Origin of the sequence: Vibrio sp. Vb2880 (assembly GCF_033337975.1) — a bacterium.
Taxonomy (GTDB): Bacteria; Pseudomonadota; Gammaproteobacteria; order Enterobacterales; family Vibrionaceae; genus Vibrio; species Vibrio alginolyticus.
Map to the genome: position 1 here is coordinate 82,119 of NZ_JAWORT010000003.1, position 16,344 is coordinate 98,462.

The 16,344-nt window shown below is 41.7% G+C and carries 14 protein-coding genes and 1 tRNA gene; 9 read left to right on the plus strand and 6 right to left on the minus strand.

Going from position 1 to position 16,344, the window contains the following annotated elements:
• The first annotated feature begins 456 nt into the window (after nucleotides 1-456).
• The 3 genes from R7M92_RS04365 (at nucleotide 457) to R7M92_RS04375 (ending at nucleotide 4,342) form a co-directional block, all read left to right on the plus strand.
• The gene (locus R7M92_RS04365) at nucleotides 457-1,425 is read left to right on the plus strand and encodes a cytochrome-c peroxidase (protein WP_017820324.1); all 969 of its coding nucleotides are present in this window, start codon (nucleotides 457-459) and stop codon (nucleotides 1,423-1,425) included.
• A complete protein-coding gene (locus R7M92_RS04370; protein ID WP_318132790.1) occupies nucleotides 1,418-3,775 on the plus strand; it encodes an ATP-binding protein in 2,358 nt (785 codons plus the stop codon). The genes R7M92_RS04365 and R7M92_RS04370 overlap by 8 nt, the downstream gene beginning before the upstream one ends.
• Before the next feature lie 99 nt (nucleotides 3,776-3,874).
• Nucleotides 3,875-4,342: an OsmC family protein gene (locus R7M92_RS04375; protein WP_318132792.1), complete on the plus strand. Its 468-nt coding sequence runs from the start codon at nucleotides 3,875-3,877 to the stop codon at nucleotides 4,340-4,342.
• A 75-nt stretch (nucleotides 4,343-4,417) separates the two neighbouring features.
• Here the strand turns inward: R7M92_RS04375 and gdhA are convergent, their stop codons facing one another.
• On the minus strand, nucleotides 4,418-5,770 hold the full coding sequence (gene gdhA / locus R7M92_RS04380; RefSeq protein WP_017633658.1) for an NADP-specific glutamate dehydrogenase: 1,353 nt from the start codon (nucleotides 5,768-5,770) through the stop codon (nucleotides 4,418-4,420).
• A 306-nt stretch (nucleotides 5,771-6,076) separates the two neighbouring features.
• Here gdhA and R7M92_RS04385 point away from each other — a divergent pair, with 306 nt between their 5' ends.
• The gene (locus R7M92_RS04385; RefSeq protein ID WP_318132794.1) at nucleotides 6,077-7,087 is read left to right on the plus strand and encodes a DUF2804 domain-containing protein; all 1,011 of its coding nucleotides are present in this window, start codon (nucleotides 6,077-6,079) and stop codon (nucleotides 7,085-7,087) included.
• Nucleotides 7,088-7,094: 7 nt separating this feature from the next.
• Entirely contained in the window at nucleotides 7,095-7,952 is an 858-nt protein-coding gene (locus tag R7M92_RS04390) for a sterol desaturase family protein (RefSeq protein WP_318132796.1), read from the plus strand.
• Nucleotides 7,953-7,968: 16 nt separating this feature from the next.
• On the opposite strand, the gene R7M92_RS04395 is transcribed toward R7M92_RS04390, so the two are convergent.
• A tRNA-Gly gene (locus R7M92_RS04395) sits at nucleotides 7,969-8,043 on the minus strand.
• A 371-nt stretch (nucleotides 8,044-8,414) separates the two neighbouring features.
• Here R7M92_RS04395 and R7M92_RS04400 point away from each other — a divergent pair.
• From R7M92_RS04400 to R7M92_RS04410, 3 genes are all read left to right on the plus strand, one after another.
• The gene (locus R7M92_RS04400; protein WP_005382627.1) at nucleotides 8,415-8,933 is read left to right on the plus strand and encodes a DUF4136 domain-containing protein; all 519 of its coding nucleotides are present in this window, start codon (nucleotides 8,415-8,417) and stop codon (nucleotides 8,931-8,933) included.
• An 87-nt stretch (nucleotides 8,934-9,020) separates the two neighbouring features.
• Complete coding sequence (locus tag R7M92_RS04405; protein WP_318132798.1) at nucleotides 9,021-9,458, plus strand: hypothetical protein; 438 nt, start codon at nucleotides 9,021-9,023, stop codon at nucleotides 9,456-9,458.
• A gap of 50 nt (nucleotides 9,459-9,508) precedes the next feature.
• Nucleotides 9,509-10,189, plus strand: a complete 681-nt coding sequence (locus tag R7M92_RS04410; protein ID WP_017820317.1) for a DedA family protein — start codon at nucleotides 9,509-9,511, stop codon at nucleotides 10,187-10,189.
• 124 nt (nucleotides 10,190-10,313) lie between these two features.
• Here the strand turns inward: R7M92_RS04410 and R7M92_RS04415 are convergent, their stop codons facing one another.
• From R7M92_RS04415 to R7M92_RS04425, 3 genes are all read right to left on the minus strand, one after another.
• Nucleotides 10,314-10,637: a hypothetical protein gene (locus R7M92_RS04415; protein ID WP_005373158.1), complete on the minus strand. Its 324-nt coding sequence runs from the start codon at nucleotides 10,635-10,637 to the stop codon at nucleotides 10,314-10,316.
• An 86-nt stretch (nucleotides 10,638-10,723) separates the two neighbouring features.
• Nucleotides 10,724-11,182: a hypothetical protein gene (locus tag R7M92_RS04420; RefSeq protein WP_017633653.1), complete on the minus strand. Its 459-nt coding sequence runs from the start codon at nucleotides 11,180-11,182 to the stop codon at nucleotides 10,724-10,726.
• Between the two features lie 327 nt (nucleotides 11,183-11,509).
• Nucleotides 11,510-12,151, minus strand: a complete 642-nt coding sequence (locus R7M92_RS04425) for a murein L,D-transpeptidase catalytic domain family protein (RefSeq protein ID WP_005373154.1) — start codon at nucleotides 12,149-12,151, stop codon at nucleotides 11,510-11,512.
• Nucleotides 12,152-13,009: 858 nt separating this feature from the next.
• Between R7M92_RS04425 and R7M92_RS04430 the strand changes: the two genes are divergently transcribed.
• Nucleotides 13,010-13,585 (plus strand): imm11 family protein, encoded by a 576-nt coding sequence (locus R7M92_RS04430; RefSeq protein WP_017635389.1) that lies wholly within the window; start codon nucleotides 13,010-13,012, stop codon nucleotides 13,583-13,585.
• Between the two features lie 139 nt (nucleotides 13,586-13,724).
• Here the strand turns inward: R7M92_RS04430 and R7M92_RS04435 are convergent, their stop codons facing one another.
• Nucleotides 13,725-16,085 carry an EAL domain-containing protein gene (locus tag R7M92_RS04435; protein ID WP_054574642.1) on the minus strand — a complete coding sequence of 787 codons (2,361 nt, stop codon included), beginning with the start codon at nucleotides 16,083-16,085 and terminating at the stop codon, nucleotides 13,725-13,727.
• Nucleotides 16,086-16,344 lie beyond the last annotated feature (259 nt).

The window sequence follows — 16,344 nt, forward strand, 5'->3', positions numbered from 1 at the left end:
ATTCAAGTATATCCAAATAACTTAGAGATGCTTGAGTATAGGTTCTAATGAATAAGTTGCCGAGGCTAATTAGGAGACTACTTTTTTATATATAAACGCTGTGTGAGATAGTAAACTAAAGCAAATTATTGGTAATTGTGATGTTTATGTTTATTGTTCAGCGTTTGATTAAGTTGGCCGTTATCTGTGCCGTATTCTTTACTATTTTCGATCTGATCTCCTATGGAGAGGTGACTTGGTTTCAACGGTTTTTGGCTTTTCTACACTAAACTCAGATTTCAATACGTTAGCTACTCATAAGGCGATAGGTTTCTTCCTATTCGCCTTATTACTCCCTCTTCAACCAAAGCCTTAAACAAAGCAATACTTAACTCGTTTTTTCAACTTCCTGTGGGTGGAAAAAACGCCAAAATGCAACTAAATTCATATCAATGACAAGTTTAAGGTATGTAGTTGATGAGGCAATTCAGCGCAATCGCACTAGCTGTTGTAACACTCATTTTGAGCCAAACAACAACCGCAAGAAACGCGAAGATGTTAGGTGATATCTCCCTAGTTCAGCCCATACAGGGTGATCCTAATGTGGATATTAAGCTAGCGAGAATTGGCTGGCATCTCTTCCGCGATCCTCAGTTATCGTCAAATGGTAATGTCAGCTGTGCGACATGCCACAATCTGCAAACCAATGGCGCTGAAAATACACCTGTCTCTACGGGGGTGAAAGGTGATGGAATTAGAAATTCTATAACAGTGTTTAATGCAGCGTTAAATTATCGTTTTTTATGGGATGGTACGGAAAACACCTTGATGGCTCAGATTGATGGTCCAATCCATAATCCAATGGAAATGGACTCAAACTGGCAAACAATAGAGCAATATGTAAAAGAGAGTGAACATTATCAAGCTCTATTTAATCGTGACGGTGAATTGCCGATTAACGTTCATAATATCAAGTCCGCTATTGTGGAGTTTGTTGAAGGGCTGCAGACGCCTGGCGCACCATTCGATGCTTACTTATTGGGTTACACGCATGTACTGAGTGAACAGCAAATCAGAGGTTGGAAAACATTTCAGACTTCAGGTTGTGTGCAGTGTCATCAGGGCAAAAATATCGGCGGAGCGATGATCCAAAGGTTCGCCTATTTCAAGGATAAGCCAGTAGTAGAGGACTCGGGCAGGCAGCTCGTTACGATAGAGGATGAAGAGCGATTCTATTTTAGAGTAGCCAGTTTACGCAATGTCGCGCTAACGAGTCCTTATTTTCATAATGGGCAAGTCGATAAGTTATCCGACGCGATACAAATCATGGCTAAAACCCAGCTCGGTATAACGATGAACGATGAGAATGTCGCGGACATTGAAGCATTCTTGCAGTCGTTGACAGCACCTAGACCCATAATTTTAGAGGTGTTGGAAAATGAATAAATTCAAACTGATCAACTTTTGCTTTTTTATTGGGATACTGACGTGCTGCACACTGGCGTATATGTCGTATATGAACTCAAAAAACGCTCAAGAATTTCATGCAGAGCTAATGAACATCGGACATGAGTTGATTGAAGAGCGTGATGTTATCGTGAACCGATATGCCGTTGAAGATAGGAAAAACTATGAGTTAACAACATCTTTAGTAGAGATAGAAATCGCAGCACAGGCACTGTTGGAATCATCAAAGGCATCAGTTTGGTTTCCCGTGACACCCAATCGTATAAAAGTTAGGGATACGCTTGAACAGTTTAAGGAGCGAGTGCTTCAAACAACGTTGAAGCTTGATATGTTAATTGGTGTTCAGGTAGAAAATCGGTATGCATTACTCATGTTGTTCAATTTATATCAGCAAGATGTTTCTACCGAGAGCGGTCAATCTTTGGGTGGCAGTCGTTATTTTGAATTTCTCAACCAGTTGCTTCTAACACAAACTGAAGTTGAGAGTGAAAAGGAAGCGAACTTCCTTAAACGGCTTCAAACGAGTGATAAAAGAATTGAATTGCTGACGAATGAACTGCTTGATCACACTTATATTGAGTTTGTCGAAAGCTCAGAGCATCGGTTACTCAATATTGCTCAAAGTGAGGCGCGTTTTACGTGGTTGTTTGTATTTATCGCGGTGATGTTTCTAGTTAGCGCGTTTGTTTATCAGTCACATCACCGAATGCATAACTTAAAACAGTTGAATCTTGAAATTGAAGAGGCGAGAAACAAAGCCGAGCGAGCGGCAAAAGCGAAATCAAATTTTCTCGCTGCAATGAGTCACGAACTAAGGACGCCGATGAATGGTGTACTAGGGCTTTCTCAAATGATTGCAGAAGAGACCAAAGAGCCGACGACGAAAGAGCATATTAGGGTTATTCTTGATTCTGGCCAGCATCTGATGACTATCCTCAACGATATTTTGGATTTTTCTAAAGTTGAAGAAAACAAACTGGAATTTGAGCAAGCTAAGTTTAAGCTCGATCAAGTGCTTTCTCCGGTGTGTAGCGCAATAAAACCACTTGTTGATGAAAAAAATATCGAGTTAATCTTGGAAAACGAGGTTTCTGAATATACTGAATTTACTGGAGATTGTGCGCGTTTACGACAGATCTTGTTTAATCTCGCCGGTAACGCGGTGAAGTTTACCAATGAAGGGCATGTGCTGGTTAGAACTGAGTTAGATGAATCGAATCAGTTGTTGGTCATGCGCGTGAGCGACACCGGTATTGGTATTGCGCCAGACAAGCACGAGCATATTTTTAACTCGTTTGAGCAAGCAGACTCATCAACGACTCGAAGGTTCGGCGGAACAGGGCTTGGGTTAGCCATCGTCAAAAAACTAACCGATTTGATGGGTGGCCATATTACTCTGAAGAGTATAGAAGGCGTTGGAAGTCAATTTATCGTTGAGTTGCCGATTCCTTGGGTAGAATCTGCTCCGAAAAAGCAGCAAGAAGCACCGAAACCTCGCGCAAAATCAAACCATTTAAAGATACTACTTGCTGATGATAACCGTGTGAATGCCATTGTGGCAAAAGGGTTTTGCGAAAAGCTTGGGCATGAAGTGGAAGTTGCAGAAAATGGATTAATCGCGGTTAAAAAGGCGAAAGAGAACGAGTACGACCTGATCTTGATGGACAACCATATGCCCGAGATGAATGGCGTTGAGGCGACACGCGTTATCCGACAAGAGTTAGGTATCAAGACATTACTCTTTGCGTACACGGCAGACGTATTTCGTGAAGCTCACGATAGCTTTATTGAAGCAGGAGCAGACCATGTGCTTACGAAACCGCTACAGCATGAGAGCTTTTCAGACGCTCTCAAACAGTTTGCCGCCAGACTCGAACCGAAACAGAATCCGCCACTAACGAGTGACAGCAATGTGCTTCAATTGCAACGTAAGCCAATCGAGAACTTAAGGTTAACAGAGGAAGAACTCTCCCATTCAGGCATGTTTACTTCTTTACGAGATGAGCCAGAAGCGCTCGACGAGTTGCTAAAAAGCATTATTGTCGATTTTGAGACTTCGGTTGATGAACTTATTGAATACTTTATGGCTGAAGACTTTGCTTCATTAGAGCTGACGTTGCACAAAACGAAAGGGATGGCACTGAACCTAAGTTTACCTATTTTGGCGAGCCAAACGGAGGCCCTGGAAACTCAACTTAAAGCCAACCAAAGTCCCGAGATTGAGCAGTTGCAGATGCTGATCAATCGGTTACAGGTCAACATCCATCAGTCTCATAGACTTTTGGATGATATCCAGAAGAACAATGCCGATCCTCAACAGATTTTATAGTCCCTGTGAGTGCGATGCTTTCCTTAACTCATTTTGTTGTGGTTTACTGTGGCAAGGACGGATAGTGTTGATTCGTCGTCGGAAAATCAGGGAGTTAGAATGAGTAAGCATTCCGCTTTAATCAAATGGCATCGTAAAGCTGGCGAAGAGTTTAGTGATAATAAGTATAGTCGGGCACACATTTGGCAATTTGATGGAGGGTTGCAAGTCCCAGCATCTCCATCTCCCCACGTAGTGCCATTACCACTATCCGTAGAAGAAAACGTTGATCCAGAAGAAGCGTTTGTCGCGGCACTTTCTAGTTGTCATATGCTCGTTTTCCTGTCTATTGCAGCAAAGCGACGTTATGTTGTGGACAGTTACTTCGATGAAGCGGTAGGGGAGCTTGAAAAAGGCGAAAACGGAAAAGAGTGGGTATCAAAGGTAACGTTAAACCCTAAGATAACATTTTCAGGTGAAAAACAACCGACACTATCTCAATTAGAAAAACTGCACCACATGGCCCATGAGAATTGCTTTATCGCCAACTCCGTTAAAACAGAAGTGATAACGCTTATTGCGAATTAAGTGAAGCTCTTTATCAAAAGCGCGGCCTATTGCGGAGTTATATTAAGCCAGCAGTCATCCTGCTGGCTCGTTCATCTAGACGACACCTTGCTCAATCATTGCATCAGCGACTTTTCTAAAGCCTGCAATGTTGGCGCCTAAAACTAAATTTCCAGGTTGGCCAAACTCTTTACTGGTTTCGTTTGCATTGATGAAAATATTTTTCATGATGGTTTGCAACTGACTATCCACTTGTTCAAACGTCCAGTTTTGCATGCTGGCGTTTTGCGCCATTTCAAGTTGACTGGTTGCAACGCCGCCTGCATTGGCTGCTTTGGCAGGCCCATAAGCTATGTCTGAGTCCACGATAATATTGGCAGCATCACGGGTGGTTGGCATGTTCGCCCCTTCACTAATCAAAATACATCCGTTTTCGATAAGAGCCAGTGCGTCGTCTGACGTTAGTTCATTTTGAGTCGCACAAGGGAAGGCAGCATCAGCCTGATATCGCCAAACAGCATGTCCTTCATTAGGATAGTCGCCCTCTGGTGTGTATTCTGCTTCAGGGTAAGTTTCTAAATATTCTTCTAAGCTTGCTCTTTTCACTTCTTTCAGTTGTTTTAGGAGCTTAAGATCAATACCGTGCTCATGATAGATCGTACCTCGAGAGTCGCTGCATGTAACCGGCGTTGCTCCCATATGGTACAGTTTTTCAATGGCGTAGATAGCCACGTTGCCAGCACCAGAAACGAGGCAAGTTTTCCCTTTCAATGAATCGTTGCGGTCGTTGAGCATGCATTCTGCAAAATAGACGGCGCCATATCCTGTCGCTTCTTTTCTGGCGAGTGATCCACCCCAAAGAAGACTCTTGCCTGTAAGCACACCTTCGTAGCGCCCCGTCAATCGTTTGTATTGACCAAACATATAGCCAATTTCGCGCGCCCCGACGCCGATATCGCCTGCGGGAACATCGGTGGCAGGACCGATATGACGGTACAACTCGTTCATAAATGATTGGCAAAATCGCATGATCTCGCCGTCGGATTTTCCTTTAGGATCGAAGTTTGAACCGCCTTTGCCGCCACCGATAGGAAGGCCAGTCAGTGCGTTTTTAAAGATTTGCTCAAAGCCGAGAAATTTTATGATGCTCGCATTGACTGAGTGATGGAATCTCAATCCTCCTTTGTACGGCCCCAAAGCAGAGTTGAATTCAACTCGATAACCTTTGTTTACTTGTACATTTCCAGCATCATCAACCCAAGGAACTCGAAACATGATTTGACGTTCTGGCTCGACGATCCTCTGGATAATCGCTTGTTCCTTATATTTATTATTGCCTTCTATTACCGGCGCGAGAGAAGTTAATACTTCTTCTACCGCTTGGTAAAATTCTTTTTGCGCAGGGCTACTGTGTTGCAACGCAACAATAGTATCGTGTATGTATGACATAGATTTCTTCCTTGATGTGAATAAGCAATCAGTTTATATGAATGTATTTCCATTAAATAGTGATTTTGACCAAGATTCAATGGTTGTAGTGGTCTTTCCTGCGGATGAGAATGTGCAGCTTCTAACCCAGGCTGTGTTGGTTGAGATAGGTAGGGCGAGATAAGTAAGCGGGTGGTTGAGTGATCAGTTTCACATATAACAAGCAGAAATCACTTTAGTCGATGTTGTTGTGCAGTTACGCAAATTGTTTATGTTAACGTAATGTTAATGTTTTTTGTGTGTAATAACTTGTGAAAAGACAACTATATGGATGAGCTTAAGGTTCTGAACTCGTTTATTCAGCAGAATGGCCTACCAGCGTTTGGCCACCTTGATGGAATTCCAACATCGTTACAGCTAGATAAATTTACCTACCTCGATGAGATGGATAAGCCAGTGTCTAAGTGGCGCCGTTACCGCGATTATAAGCAGTTTCAGTTCGTCAATTTGGTCACACCTAATTACGTCATTGGAGTAGCGATTGCTGATATACGGTATTTAGCATCCGGCTTTTGCTACCTGTTTGATATTAAAAAGAATAAGTTGATTGAGCAACAATGGTTGAAACCTTTTAATATAGGTTATCAAACTCAGCCTTCCAGTTGGTGTAGTCTTGCCCATCTTGCTAACAAAAGAGTTCAGTTTTCTATTAAGGATGGTACTTGGCACGTCCACGTTGTGACAGAGTCAGTCAATGCGGATCTCTATTTACGTCCAGAAAATATGAGTTTGCCATTAATGTTGTGTACGCCAACAGGTTACGCGGGTTGGACATATACTCAGAAGCACAATGCTTTAGCAGTAGACGGTAACTTGTTAATACTAGGAAAAGAGCAAGATCTTTCAGAGGTGGCTGCTGGTTACGATTTTTCCGCTGGGTACATGCGGCGAGAAACAAGTTGGCGCTGGGCGAGTATCAATTGCTTTGAGGATGACAGGCGTCTGGGGTTGAACTTGGCAGCTGGCGTTAATGAAACTGGCTATTGCGAAAATGTATTGTGGATTAATGGTCAGCGTCACTTTTTGCAACCTGTGCAGTTTCAGTTTTCACGAAGTGATGAAGGGCAAAAGTGGCATATTACGTCGGAAGATAAACGAGTTAACTTACAGTTCACGCCTTTGAATCGACGCTCAGAGAAGAAAAATTTTTGGCTTCTCAAAAGTAACTTTCGTCAGTACATCGGTTATTTCTCTGGCTATCTTATCGATGGAAATGGCATCAAACATCAGTTAGAAGAAGTTATGGGTCTTACTGAAGATCACTATGCAAAATGGTAGAAACACAATGGATTGGACGCAATTGATGGACCGCCCAGAATTACTTCTGATGATTCTGGCTCCAGTTTTCTTTTTCTGCATGCTTGCCGAATATTGGTTCGGACAAAGAAGGGGACGCTTGCCTGAAAGCGCGACGTATTACTTCCCTGAAGTAGCGTGTAATTTTGTTCTTGCGGGCTTACACCAAGCGACAGACATACTCACGGGTTTACTGATTGCTCAGTTGTATTTGTGGTGGTTTGATTGGCGTTTGTTTGATATCGAAATGAGCGTCTCAGCTTTTCTTTTACTTGTTGTCCTGCAAGATTTTTTCTATTACTGGTTTCATCGGGCTAGCCATCGTATTCGTTGGATGTGGGCCGCGCACGTTGTTCATCACAGTTCGGAAAGAATGAACTTCAGTACCGCATTTCGTCAAAGTTTAATGTATCCGCTAGCGGGGATGTGGATTTTTTGGTTGCCCTTGGTGATTATTGGTTATGAGCCAAAATGGGTTGTCTTCGTTGTGTTGTTTAATCTGGGCTTACAGTTTTTTGTTCACACCCAATCAATTCGTTCTCTCGGGCCGCTAGAGTGGGTATTTAACACGCCGTCTCATCATCGCGTTCATCATGGTGTGAACCGTCAGTACATCGACAAAAATTATGCGGGTGTATTAATTATTTGGGATCGAATGTTCGGAACGTTTGAACCAGAGGTGGAAACGGTTCGATATGGGGTTTCTAAACCTGTAAACAGCTTTAATCCCATCCGCGTGACGTTTGCAGAATGGAAAGACATGTTTCATGACGTAACTCGACCAAACTTATCATGGAAACAACGCTGCCGCCGTTTGTTCGCTCCGCCATCGGATTTTTATGAGTAAATTGGGATAAAGAGATTGGAGCGGGCAGCGGGAATCGAACCCGCATCATCAGCTTGGAAGGCTGAGGTAATAGCCATTATACGATGCCCGCGCATCGATAGGACTCAGTTAATATGCCACACTGGACGAAAAAGAAAAGTCTTTTCTCATCAAATGTTTGTCAGTTGCCTAAAAAAGTAGCGGACTGATGTTAAAGTGTTCATTGTCTCTGGTTTTTTGTGGCACTCGCGATTCCGCTACTAAGCCTAGGGGCTTCCAATTAGGTCGTAAACACCGAATTCTTAGGTGTTTAGATGTTGATGATATTCAAGATTTTCTGTGTAAAGGTTAATCTCGTTTATTGAACAGTCACGTTTCATGGTCAAGACTAGATATTGAAATGATTACTTTTTACTGTTGATGCGTATGTATAACACAGGGTAATTCTGCTGAAACAGTCAGCTTAACCAAAGGAGATTTAACATGATGAGAGGTTTGATATTAGGGCTGGTGGTGATGCTGGTATCTGCTTGTACTACCGTTACAACCGATGTAGATAAACAAGCCGATTTTTCAGCTTACAGAACGTTTGACTTCGGTGCTCAGGCGGAAGCTCCTACCAGTATTGATGGTCGACGTATTGAGCAAGGGCTTGCTGAACAGCTTGAGGGTAAGGGTTTAATTAAGGTAAATAGTGGCGGTGACCTTTACGTACATCATGATATCGTAGAAGAATCCGAGCTTGTTTCTTCAGGATCGTCGGTGAGCTTTGGCTATGGCTGGAATAGCTTTGGTGTGATCACTTCAAGCCCAGAAAGATATAAAGAACGTAAGTATGGGAAGTTGGTGGTTGAACTGGTTGATGCAAAGGCTAATCAAGTCGTTTGGAAAGGCGTTTCAAGTCGTAAACTGTCTGAGTCAATGAGCTCTGAGAAAAGAGAATCTCTCATCCAAGAAGAAATCGCGAAGATGTTTGAAAGCTACCCTTACGGTGAAAAATAATTAGTATTCTTAACGATTAAGAATACTAATTGCCAATAGTTACGCACAGGGTTAAAAGAACTTATTATTTTGGTTTTGGTTACCTTTGTGCGTACGACTCTGATTGCTTTACTCGGACTACTTTTCTGCTTGTTGGCTCCGAGCATGAGCCTGGCGTACTCACACCCAAATTTTCTTTCCTTTCATAACCAGAATATTGCTGTTGACGCTAAGTCGAAGCACTTTTCAGAACATCCTGTCTCTCCAATACAACAAGACTATCCAAGTTTAAACAGCCGGAATATATTGAGGGTTAGCCATGCTAAGGAAATGAGCTCGAACGACGATGTAGAACCCGAATGGTTTGAAATGCTTGATGTAGCATGGTGGGCGCATCGTTCGGCAATTTACTTGATGAAGTGGCTAAAACGCATCGGCAAAGAGGCTTTAGGTTGTTGTATTGAAAGTATTTTTACTCACTTTAAATACAGAATCGGAGTGAGAAAAGAATCGAATTTCATATACCGCTTTATACATGCTCGCTAACACATTCCATGTTTTTGCAACTTTTGGTTAATTATGCTTAGGAGCGGTTTATGTTTGATTCGATCATTCAGGTCTTGAGTGCTTTTTGGCATCAAGATTTCACGGCGTTAATGGCGCCAGGCAGTGCAGGTTTGGTTTATTTTGTTGTTGCTGTGATTATCTTTTTGGAAAGTGGTTTTATTCCTGCTGCACCTTTCCCATGCGACAGTGTCGTCGTATTATCCGGTACGCTGGCGGCGGTTGGCGTCCTTGACCCAATTATGATCATGTTGGTGATAGCTGTTAGTGCGGGGTTGGGAAGTTGGGCGGCTTATTTACAAGGCAAGTGGCTAAATCGCTTACCTAAGGTCCAAGGCTGGGTGAGTGCGGTTCCTCAAAAGCGTTTGGAACAAGTCGACGTATTACTCAGTAAACATGGATTGATTGCGCTTTTGTGCGCGCGGTTTATTCCGGTTGTTCGTTCCCTATTGCCATTAATGATGGGGTTGCGAGTGAAACGTATTAGTAAATTCCATTACTTTGCGTGGCTGAGTGCGATTTTATGGACGCTGATATTATGCGGTTTCGGTTCATTACTTCCTTTGCTACCGGAAAATATGAGCAAAGCAATCACAATGCTATTAATGGCGGCACCAATAATTACTCTTGTGATTGGAGTGCTTAGTTTCTTGTTTGTTAAAGCACGTCGAGCGTTCTGTAAACCCAAGGATGTGTCTGAGTTTTCTCAGTAAGTTTACTTGATTTGCACTTTTAAGCTTGTATGCAGATTAGACATCTAATCGACAGGCTTTTGTCAGTAAAAAGAAAGGCGCATACATTGCGCCTTTCTTTTTGAGTGTCGTTAGGGTTTCGAATTTAATAGCCAATGCTATATAAGTATTCGCCAACTTCTTTGCACTGAGACTTGTAGATGTTCTCTACTTCAGACTCATTCTTATCTGCTGCTTTAAATTCAAGTTCGGCAGACGATAGCTGGTCAAAGCTGTAGTCTCTCTCAGACATTAAGTAGTGTCTGAACATCGCTCTGTGTTCCGGAACTGCAATACGTGCGTTAGAAACGTTGGCACACTCTAACAGAGTGTCGTTACTCATTTCTTCTGGCTTAGTTTCTGTGTTTGCTAAGGTTGAGCCCGCTGCAAATAGTAATGCTAGTGCGATGGTTGTAGCGATTCTTGTCATTATATGGACCTCAAATTGGTTCTAGTAACAATGAGCATATTGGTTCTTATCGTTACATTTTCGTGTTCTCTGTATGTCATAAAAAGTTAAACAACAGAGAAGGCGTTGCGACCATGAGTAAAGACGTACATTAAGTTAGCTTCCTTTCTTCCTGAGAGGCGATAAAGAGAGCGTTGACTCATGAGTCCGCCATAACTGTCTAGAGGTAAGCGAGATGCTTGTTTTGCCAACTCCAGTAGTGGTGGAGAAGAGAAAGCAATAAGTAAAAAATAATCAGGAGTAAAATCTGATGATAAAACGCCATCAGTAGCTGATGTTCGGCGACAGGAGACAAGCCCGAACAACTCGCGTTTTATATGTAGGTAGTAACTTTCTGATCCCCAAGAACTCAGAGAAGCTGAGGCATGAAAATCAGTGTGTGCTAGCTCAAAATCGTCTTGTTGTGAGAGTTTAAGTAAACGCTCGGAAGTGTAATGTTTGGTGTGGTGCCACTCATGCGCATATGAAGCTGTGATGAGCCCTGAGAGCAGGGACAAAGAAAGCATCAATAATATACGGTGTAGATAACGCAAGAAGTAACCCTAAACATATAAAGCCACAGTTACCCACCATGATTAAGGAATCTTAGTGGAACTATGATAACGATGAAAGCCAGTGTCTGATGAACTCAGCGTATACTAACGAGATGGAAGGGGGATGAACAGAGTTTTCTGATCGGACTTAGGTATATGAGCGAATAACACAATAATTTTCGCTTTCGAGTAAGCGAAAATGGAAAGAGAGTCGTTGCACAGGACGATTAAGCTAACAGGATTATTACTGGGGAAGAAATAGAATCTTCTTTTTTCTTCCCCATATGTGTCGCATCGATATTACGCGCTTGCGTAAATAACGCTGCCGCCTTTTATGGTGTCAATGATCTCGCGAGACAACTTCTCTGGCAAAGCAGGGCAACCCCAACTGCGTCCGAGGTATCCATTCTTCTTGATGAAGGAAGGGTTTGCGTAATCGGCACCGTGCACGACAATGTAACGCTCGCGAGCTTTGTCGTTTAATCCAGAGCTTAGCCCATCTAATCGAAGTGAATAGCCATTTGAGCCGTAGTAAGTGGTATCAGTCAAAAAAGTGCCCAATGATGTTTTTCGCGAGTTCACGACATTTGAAAACTGTGTCGCTGTTTTCTTTCCGCTGTTCACGCCGTGAGAAACATACGTATTGTAGATTAGCTTCTTTTTATCTAAATCAACCACATAAAAACGCTTTTCAGTTGATGGTTTACTATAGTCGATGATCGTTAGTACCGACTTCTTTCTATCGGGTGTCTTCTGATAAGCGATGTAAGCGTCACTGAACAACTTAAAGTCTACTATGCCATCTAGCTTGGCTTGTTTAAACACATGTTCAACTTGCTTTGGTCGTAAATGATCCCTGGGTTCGTTATCTGATTGTTTTGCAAAAGCAAAAGGTGAGACAGACAACAGCGCACATGTAAATAATAAAATTAACTTTTTCATCTTGGCTAAATAAAACTCTATGGTGTTACAAATTTACCGATTGCTTCATGCATTCGTTAAAACAACATGCACATCAATATAATTCTATTCCCAATGTTTCTTATTGCACGCTTAGGTGCTTGATATTGGGTTGACGATAAGTTTTCGAGTTAAAAACTAACTAATTGAAACTTATAAAAAATATGAAGTTTAACGATGATTTCTATAAACTTCGGCGTAAATAATATCTGATATATGTAATTAATAAAACTGTGTTTAAGGATATTTGTGAAGTTGCTAATTTATAAAAACGGCGTTTTATTTTTCGTACTTTAGAAACTCTTTTTATTTCAATGTGTTTTCTTTTTCTACGCTTTATCCAATACCTCAAAAGTTTGTGATTTAACTCGTAACAAATCGTAACGCCGAATCGTTATGTGTATAAGTGCATTTATAATGTATGAATAAACAACAGGGTGGTAAGAAAAGGCAGTAAAACAGCGGTGAATCGGTTGTTTTTAATTCACGATTGACAAAGCCAAGTCTAAGTCGTACAAAAATTGAACTTGTGAATCTATCGTTTAAGTGAGAGTGATGAGCTCGACAAAAGTGAAGTGATGCGTGCTATTGTTTATTCTCTAATTTATTCGATTACATAAGGAAGGGTACATAGTAAAAATTGAAAAAATAATTCTATCGTGTGGATTAAAATATATAAATAATAAAACTTAGAAATTAAAAGATAAGAACGCCAGATATTAATTCATTAAATTTTTGAACATGAAAGTAAACTCTATCTATTATGTTTGGTTTGGTTTGGTTTGGTGTGAAAGCGCTCGTCTCATTAAGAAAAGCGCTCAAATTTATTTAAGGACGGTTATGACAGCATTTAATAAAGTGTTTATTGTCACTCCCAATGTTAATGATTTTGCAATGTTGCAAGAGTCGCCATTGGAAATGTCTCTTCAAGTAACGGCAAGCAAACCTATCCAACTCTATGGAGAGTCTGTTAAAGCCAGTTGGAAAAGTATTGATATTGAATGGTTAGACGTTATGGGTGAAAAGCCATTGCCCAGGCCTGATATTGCAGCATGGGGATCTTTTACTCTTGCTGTATCCGCTTCTATTGCGGATAAGCTCGATGTGTTGAGCGAGAATGTCGAATTTTTACCATTAAATCTACAAGGAAAGCCTTGGCGAGCATTAAACATTGTCACTCAAATTGATGCCATTGATACCTCTGCTACCGAGTATAATCTTCGTCATGGTAAGCTAAGTCGTGCTAGACCGTTTAAGAAACTCGTTTTGAATAGAGAAGCCGTTAATGAATCTGACTTGTTCAGAGTTAAAGGTGCTGGGCTCAGAACGTTTTGCACGGACAAAAAAGGTGGCTTGTACGATAGCGTCAAAGCGCTGAATTTGACCGGTTTGGATTTCAAGGAAGTGCTGGTTTAAAAACGAATAAATAGTAATTTACTCAACTAAAGTCATAGATATAGGTATGGGGGAACAAAAGCTGAGCATCTATCAATGAAGCTCATATACAGCTAAATACAGCCGCCACAGTTGTGACAGCTGTACGTCTCCACTTAACTTATGTTCTTGAAACCCTAATTGAGCTGACCATGGACGCATCAAATCGACTGTCGTCATTTGCCGATTGCCACCACAAGCTCAATTGTTCTTTAGTCATTGGTTTGCCAAATAAATAGCCTTGCATATAGTCGCAGCGGTATGCCGATAGCCATTCATGCATCATATTGTGTTCAATACCTTCTGCTGTAACCGTTTTATTTTGGGCATGGCATAGCTCAATAATAGGTTTGATCACATGGCCGTTGTTGGTGTTCATCAATGTAACGAGGAACTCTCGATCAAATTTGATTTTTTGAACCGGATACTGAACGAGCTGAGTTAACGATGTGTAACCAGAACCAAAGTCATCAATTGCAAGACGGTAGCCACGTTTTGATAGCTCATCAAGTAGAGCCGTGCCTTGTTGTTCTGCGGCAAAGGTTTCGGTTATTTCTATCTCAATACATTCTGGTTTAACACTGTGCAGTGTCGCTTGTTCATGGATGTAGTTTGCCATTTCTATCGAGTTTAGCTCTGCTGATGAAAGATTGACCGAAAGAACAATATCCTTACCGAAAATATTCCTTAATTGATGGTATTCCGCCGTTGCATTGGCGAAAACCCAGCGGTCAATTTTATCAAATAATCCGGCTTGCTCTGCAATTGGAATAAACTCCTTTGGAGGGATAGGGCCGATACCTTCGGCTTCCCAGCGCAACAAGACTTCTAACCCCTCAATTTCGTTGCTTCGATTGTTCATATAGGGTTGAAAAACAAGGTGGAATTCTTCCTCTACATTGCTTTTTCGGAGCGCACGTTCAAGTTGACTTCGTCTTTGAGACTCAATATTGAGAGCGGCTGAATAATAGGCGTATTGATTTTTCCCTGCCCGTTTTGCTTGATACATAGCCGCATCGGCACTGGAGAGTAACTTCGCGATGTCAGTACCGTCTTGAGGATATTGTGCAATACCTACGCTTGCCGTAACGGGAAATGAATTACTCCAAGATGAACTGAGATTACTAATCGGTTTTAGCAGCTCTGATGCAAGCAAATCAGGCAAGCGTTTTACCTCTTGATTTGAGCTCAGCAAAATTGCAAATTCGTCACCAGATAACCTGGCGGCAAAGCAGGGGCTGTTGTAATCGTGCGAGAACTTTTGACAGGCATTCTTGATGTGTGATGAGAACACTTTTAATAAGTTATCTCCCAATTCATGCCCGTATTTATCATTCACGTATTTAAAGTTATCAAGATCGACGTAAACAACCCACAGAAACTGCGAAGGGGAGATAAGTTCACGAGTGGCAAGCTCATGAAAACGATGGCGATTGGCGAGTTGCGTCAGGTGATCCGTTTCAGCTAGGCGTTTTGTCTTTTTATAGATGACATTAAGTTCCTCATACATATCAAAAAAGCGTGCAGAGAGGCGTCCTATTTCATCGTTTGTTTCTAGCTTTTCAATATTGTCACGTTGATTAGATTCAAGTTCGTTCAGCTGCTTATCAAGGCGAGAAACAGGGCGCAACACATAGCGGTACAACACCAAAATGATTAATGTGATGGTGAAAAACGCCGCTACGCCAAAGGAGAAAGCAAGTTCTAGCCACACTTTATCGACTTTATTCCACATTAAATATTCGGCAGGAGAAAGCACGGCATAAAAGTGCGGCAGCAGCTCAATGGTTTGAGCGAGAGGAATATCAAGATAAATGGGTTTGTCGGCGAAAGTAATCACGCTGTGCGTGTCAAACTCGATGTCATGCTTAATCTCGTTAAAGGCTTCAAGTGATACGGAAACTACCACAAAAAACACATTTTTCGAGTCAAAGCTCAAAGGGTGAGTCCCCGTTCTTTTGTCGACGACCTCATATTGAAGAAGAATGCTTTGTCCACTGGAGTTATAAATAAAGCCAGTGTGACTGAAAGCCTCTCTCTCATTGAAACTTCGTGATATGTACTCTAACACCTTTGGGTCGACCACGCCCGATGATTCGTAATATTTGTTTTCTGTGTAGTAGAGAAGGTTTTGTTTGCCGTCGAGGATCGCCATGCTTGCATCGCCTTTGTAACCATGGCTCAATACTTCAGCGGTCTCGTCTAATCGGTTAAACAAGACTCGTTCACGATAGGGGTTGTTATGATTTACCAAGTAGTCTTGTAACACATCACTTTTACTGAGCGTATAGGCATAACTATTAAGAAAAATATTCGCTTGTCGAAACTGCCCGGCGAGCTTTTCCATTTGCAACTGAATATAGCTGTCTTCCCGCTTGATGAGCGTCACTTTTTGAATGCTATAAATAATATAGCTAGATACTAACGCGCTTAATAAGATCACTGGCGCGACAAGCAAAATGACTCTATTGCTTAACTTCATTATGGTTCTTAGTTTCCGTTTGTGTCCCTACAAACGTCGCGTACCAGGTAAGGTACTGAACGGATGATGTGTTTTGGCAAATTGTAACCAGATTGTAAGGTGAGCGTTCTCCAAAATCAGGCAGCTATCTAAGAATTGTGATGACGTGAAAGGTTTCGAGCTTATTAACTAGAGGTTTTCTCAGTAGTAGGACGTCTCTTTTCCTTCCTCCCTGTATAAAACCTAACCGTAATGACAGGGAAATACCGTCATCGAAACG

Excerpts from the sequence above, each read along its gene's own strand:
- R7M92_RS04385 (WP_318132794.1), top strand. The coding sequence starts at position 6,077 with ATGGATGAGCTTAAGGTTCTGAACTCGTTTATTCAGCAGAATGGCCTA.
- R7M92_RS04425 (WP_005373154.1), bottom strand. The coding sequence starts at position 12,151 with ATGAAAAAGTTAATTTTATTATTTACATGTGCGCTGTTGTCTGTCTCA.
- R7M92_RS04435 (WP_054574642.1), bottom strand. The coding sequence starts at position 16,085 with ATGAAGTTAAGCAATAGAGTCATTTTGCTTGTCGCGCCAGTGATCTTA.
- gdhA (WP_017633658.1), bottom strand. The coding sequence starts at position 5,770 with ATGTCATACATACACGATACTATTGTTGCGTTGCAACACAGTAGCCCT.
- R7M92_RS04390 (WP_318132796.1), top strand. The coding sequence starts at position 7,095 with ATGGATTGGACGCAATTGATGGACCGCCCAGAATTACTTCTGATGATT.
- R7M92_RS04415 (WP_005373158.1), bottom strand. The coding sequence starts at position 10,637 with ATGACAAGAATCGCTACAACCATCGCACTAGCATTACTATTTGCAGCG.
- R7M92_RS04365 (WP_017820324.1), top strand. The coding sequence starts at position 457 with ATGAGGCAATTCAGCGCAATCGCACTAGCTGTTGTAACACTCATTTTG.
- R7M92_RS04400 (WP_005382627.1), top strand. The coding sequence starts at position 8,415 with ATGATGAGAGGTTTGATATTAGGGCTGGTGGTGATGCTGGTATCTGCT.
- R7M92_RS04420 (WP_017633653.1), bottom strand. The coding sequence starts at position 11,182 with ATGCTTTCTTTGTCCCTGCTCTCAGGGCTCATCACAGCTTCATATGCG.
- R7M92_RS04375 (WP_318132792.1), top strand. The coding sequence starts at position 3,875 with ATGAGTAAGCATTCCGCTTTAATCAAATGGCATCGTAAAGCTGGCGAA.
- R7M92_RS04370 (WP_318132790.1), top strand. The coding sequence starts at position 1,418 with ATGAATAAATTCAAACTGATCAACTTTTGCTTTTTTATTGGGATACTG.
- R7M92_RS04410 (WP_017820317.1), top strand. The coding sequence starts at position 9,509 with ATGTTTGATTCGATCATTCAGGTCTTGAGTGCTTTTTGGCATCAAGAT.
- R7M92_RS04430 (WP_017635389.1), top strand. The coding sequence starts at position 13,010 with ATGACAGCATTTAATAAAGTGTTTATTGTCACTCCCAATGTTAATGAT.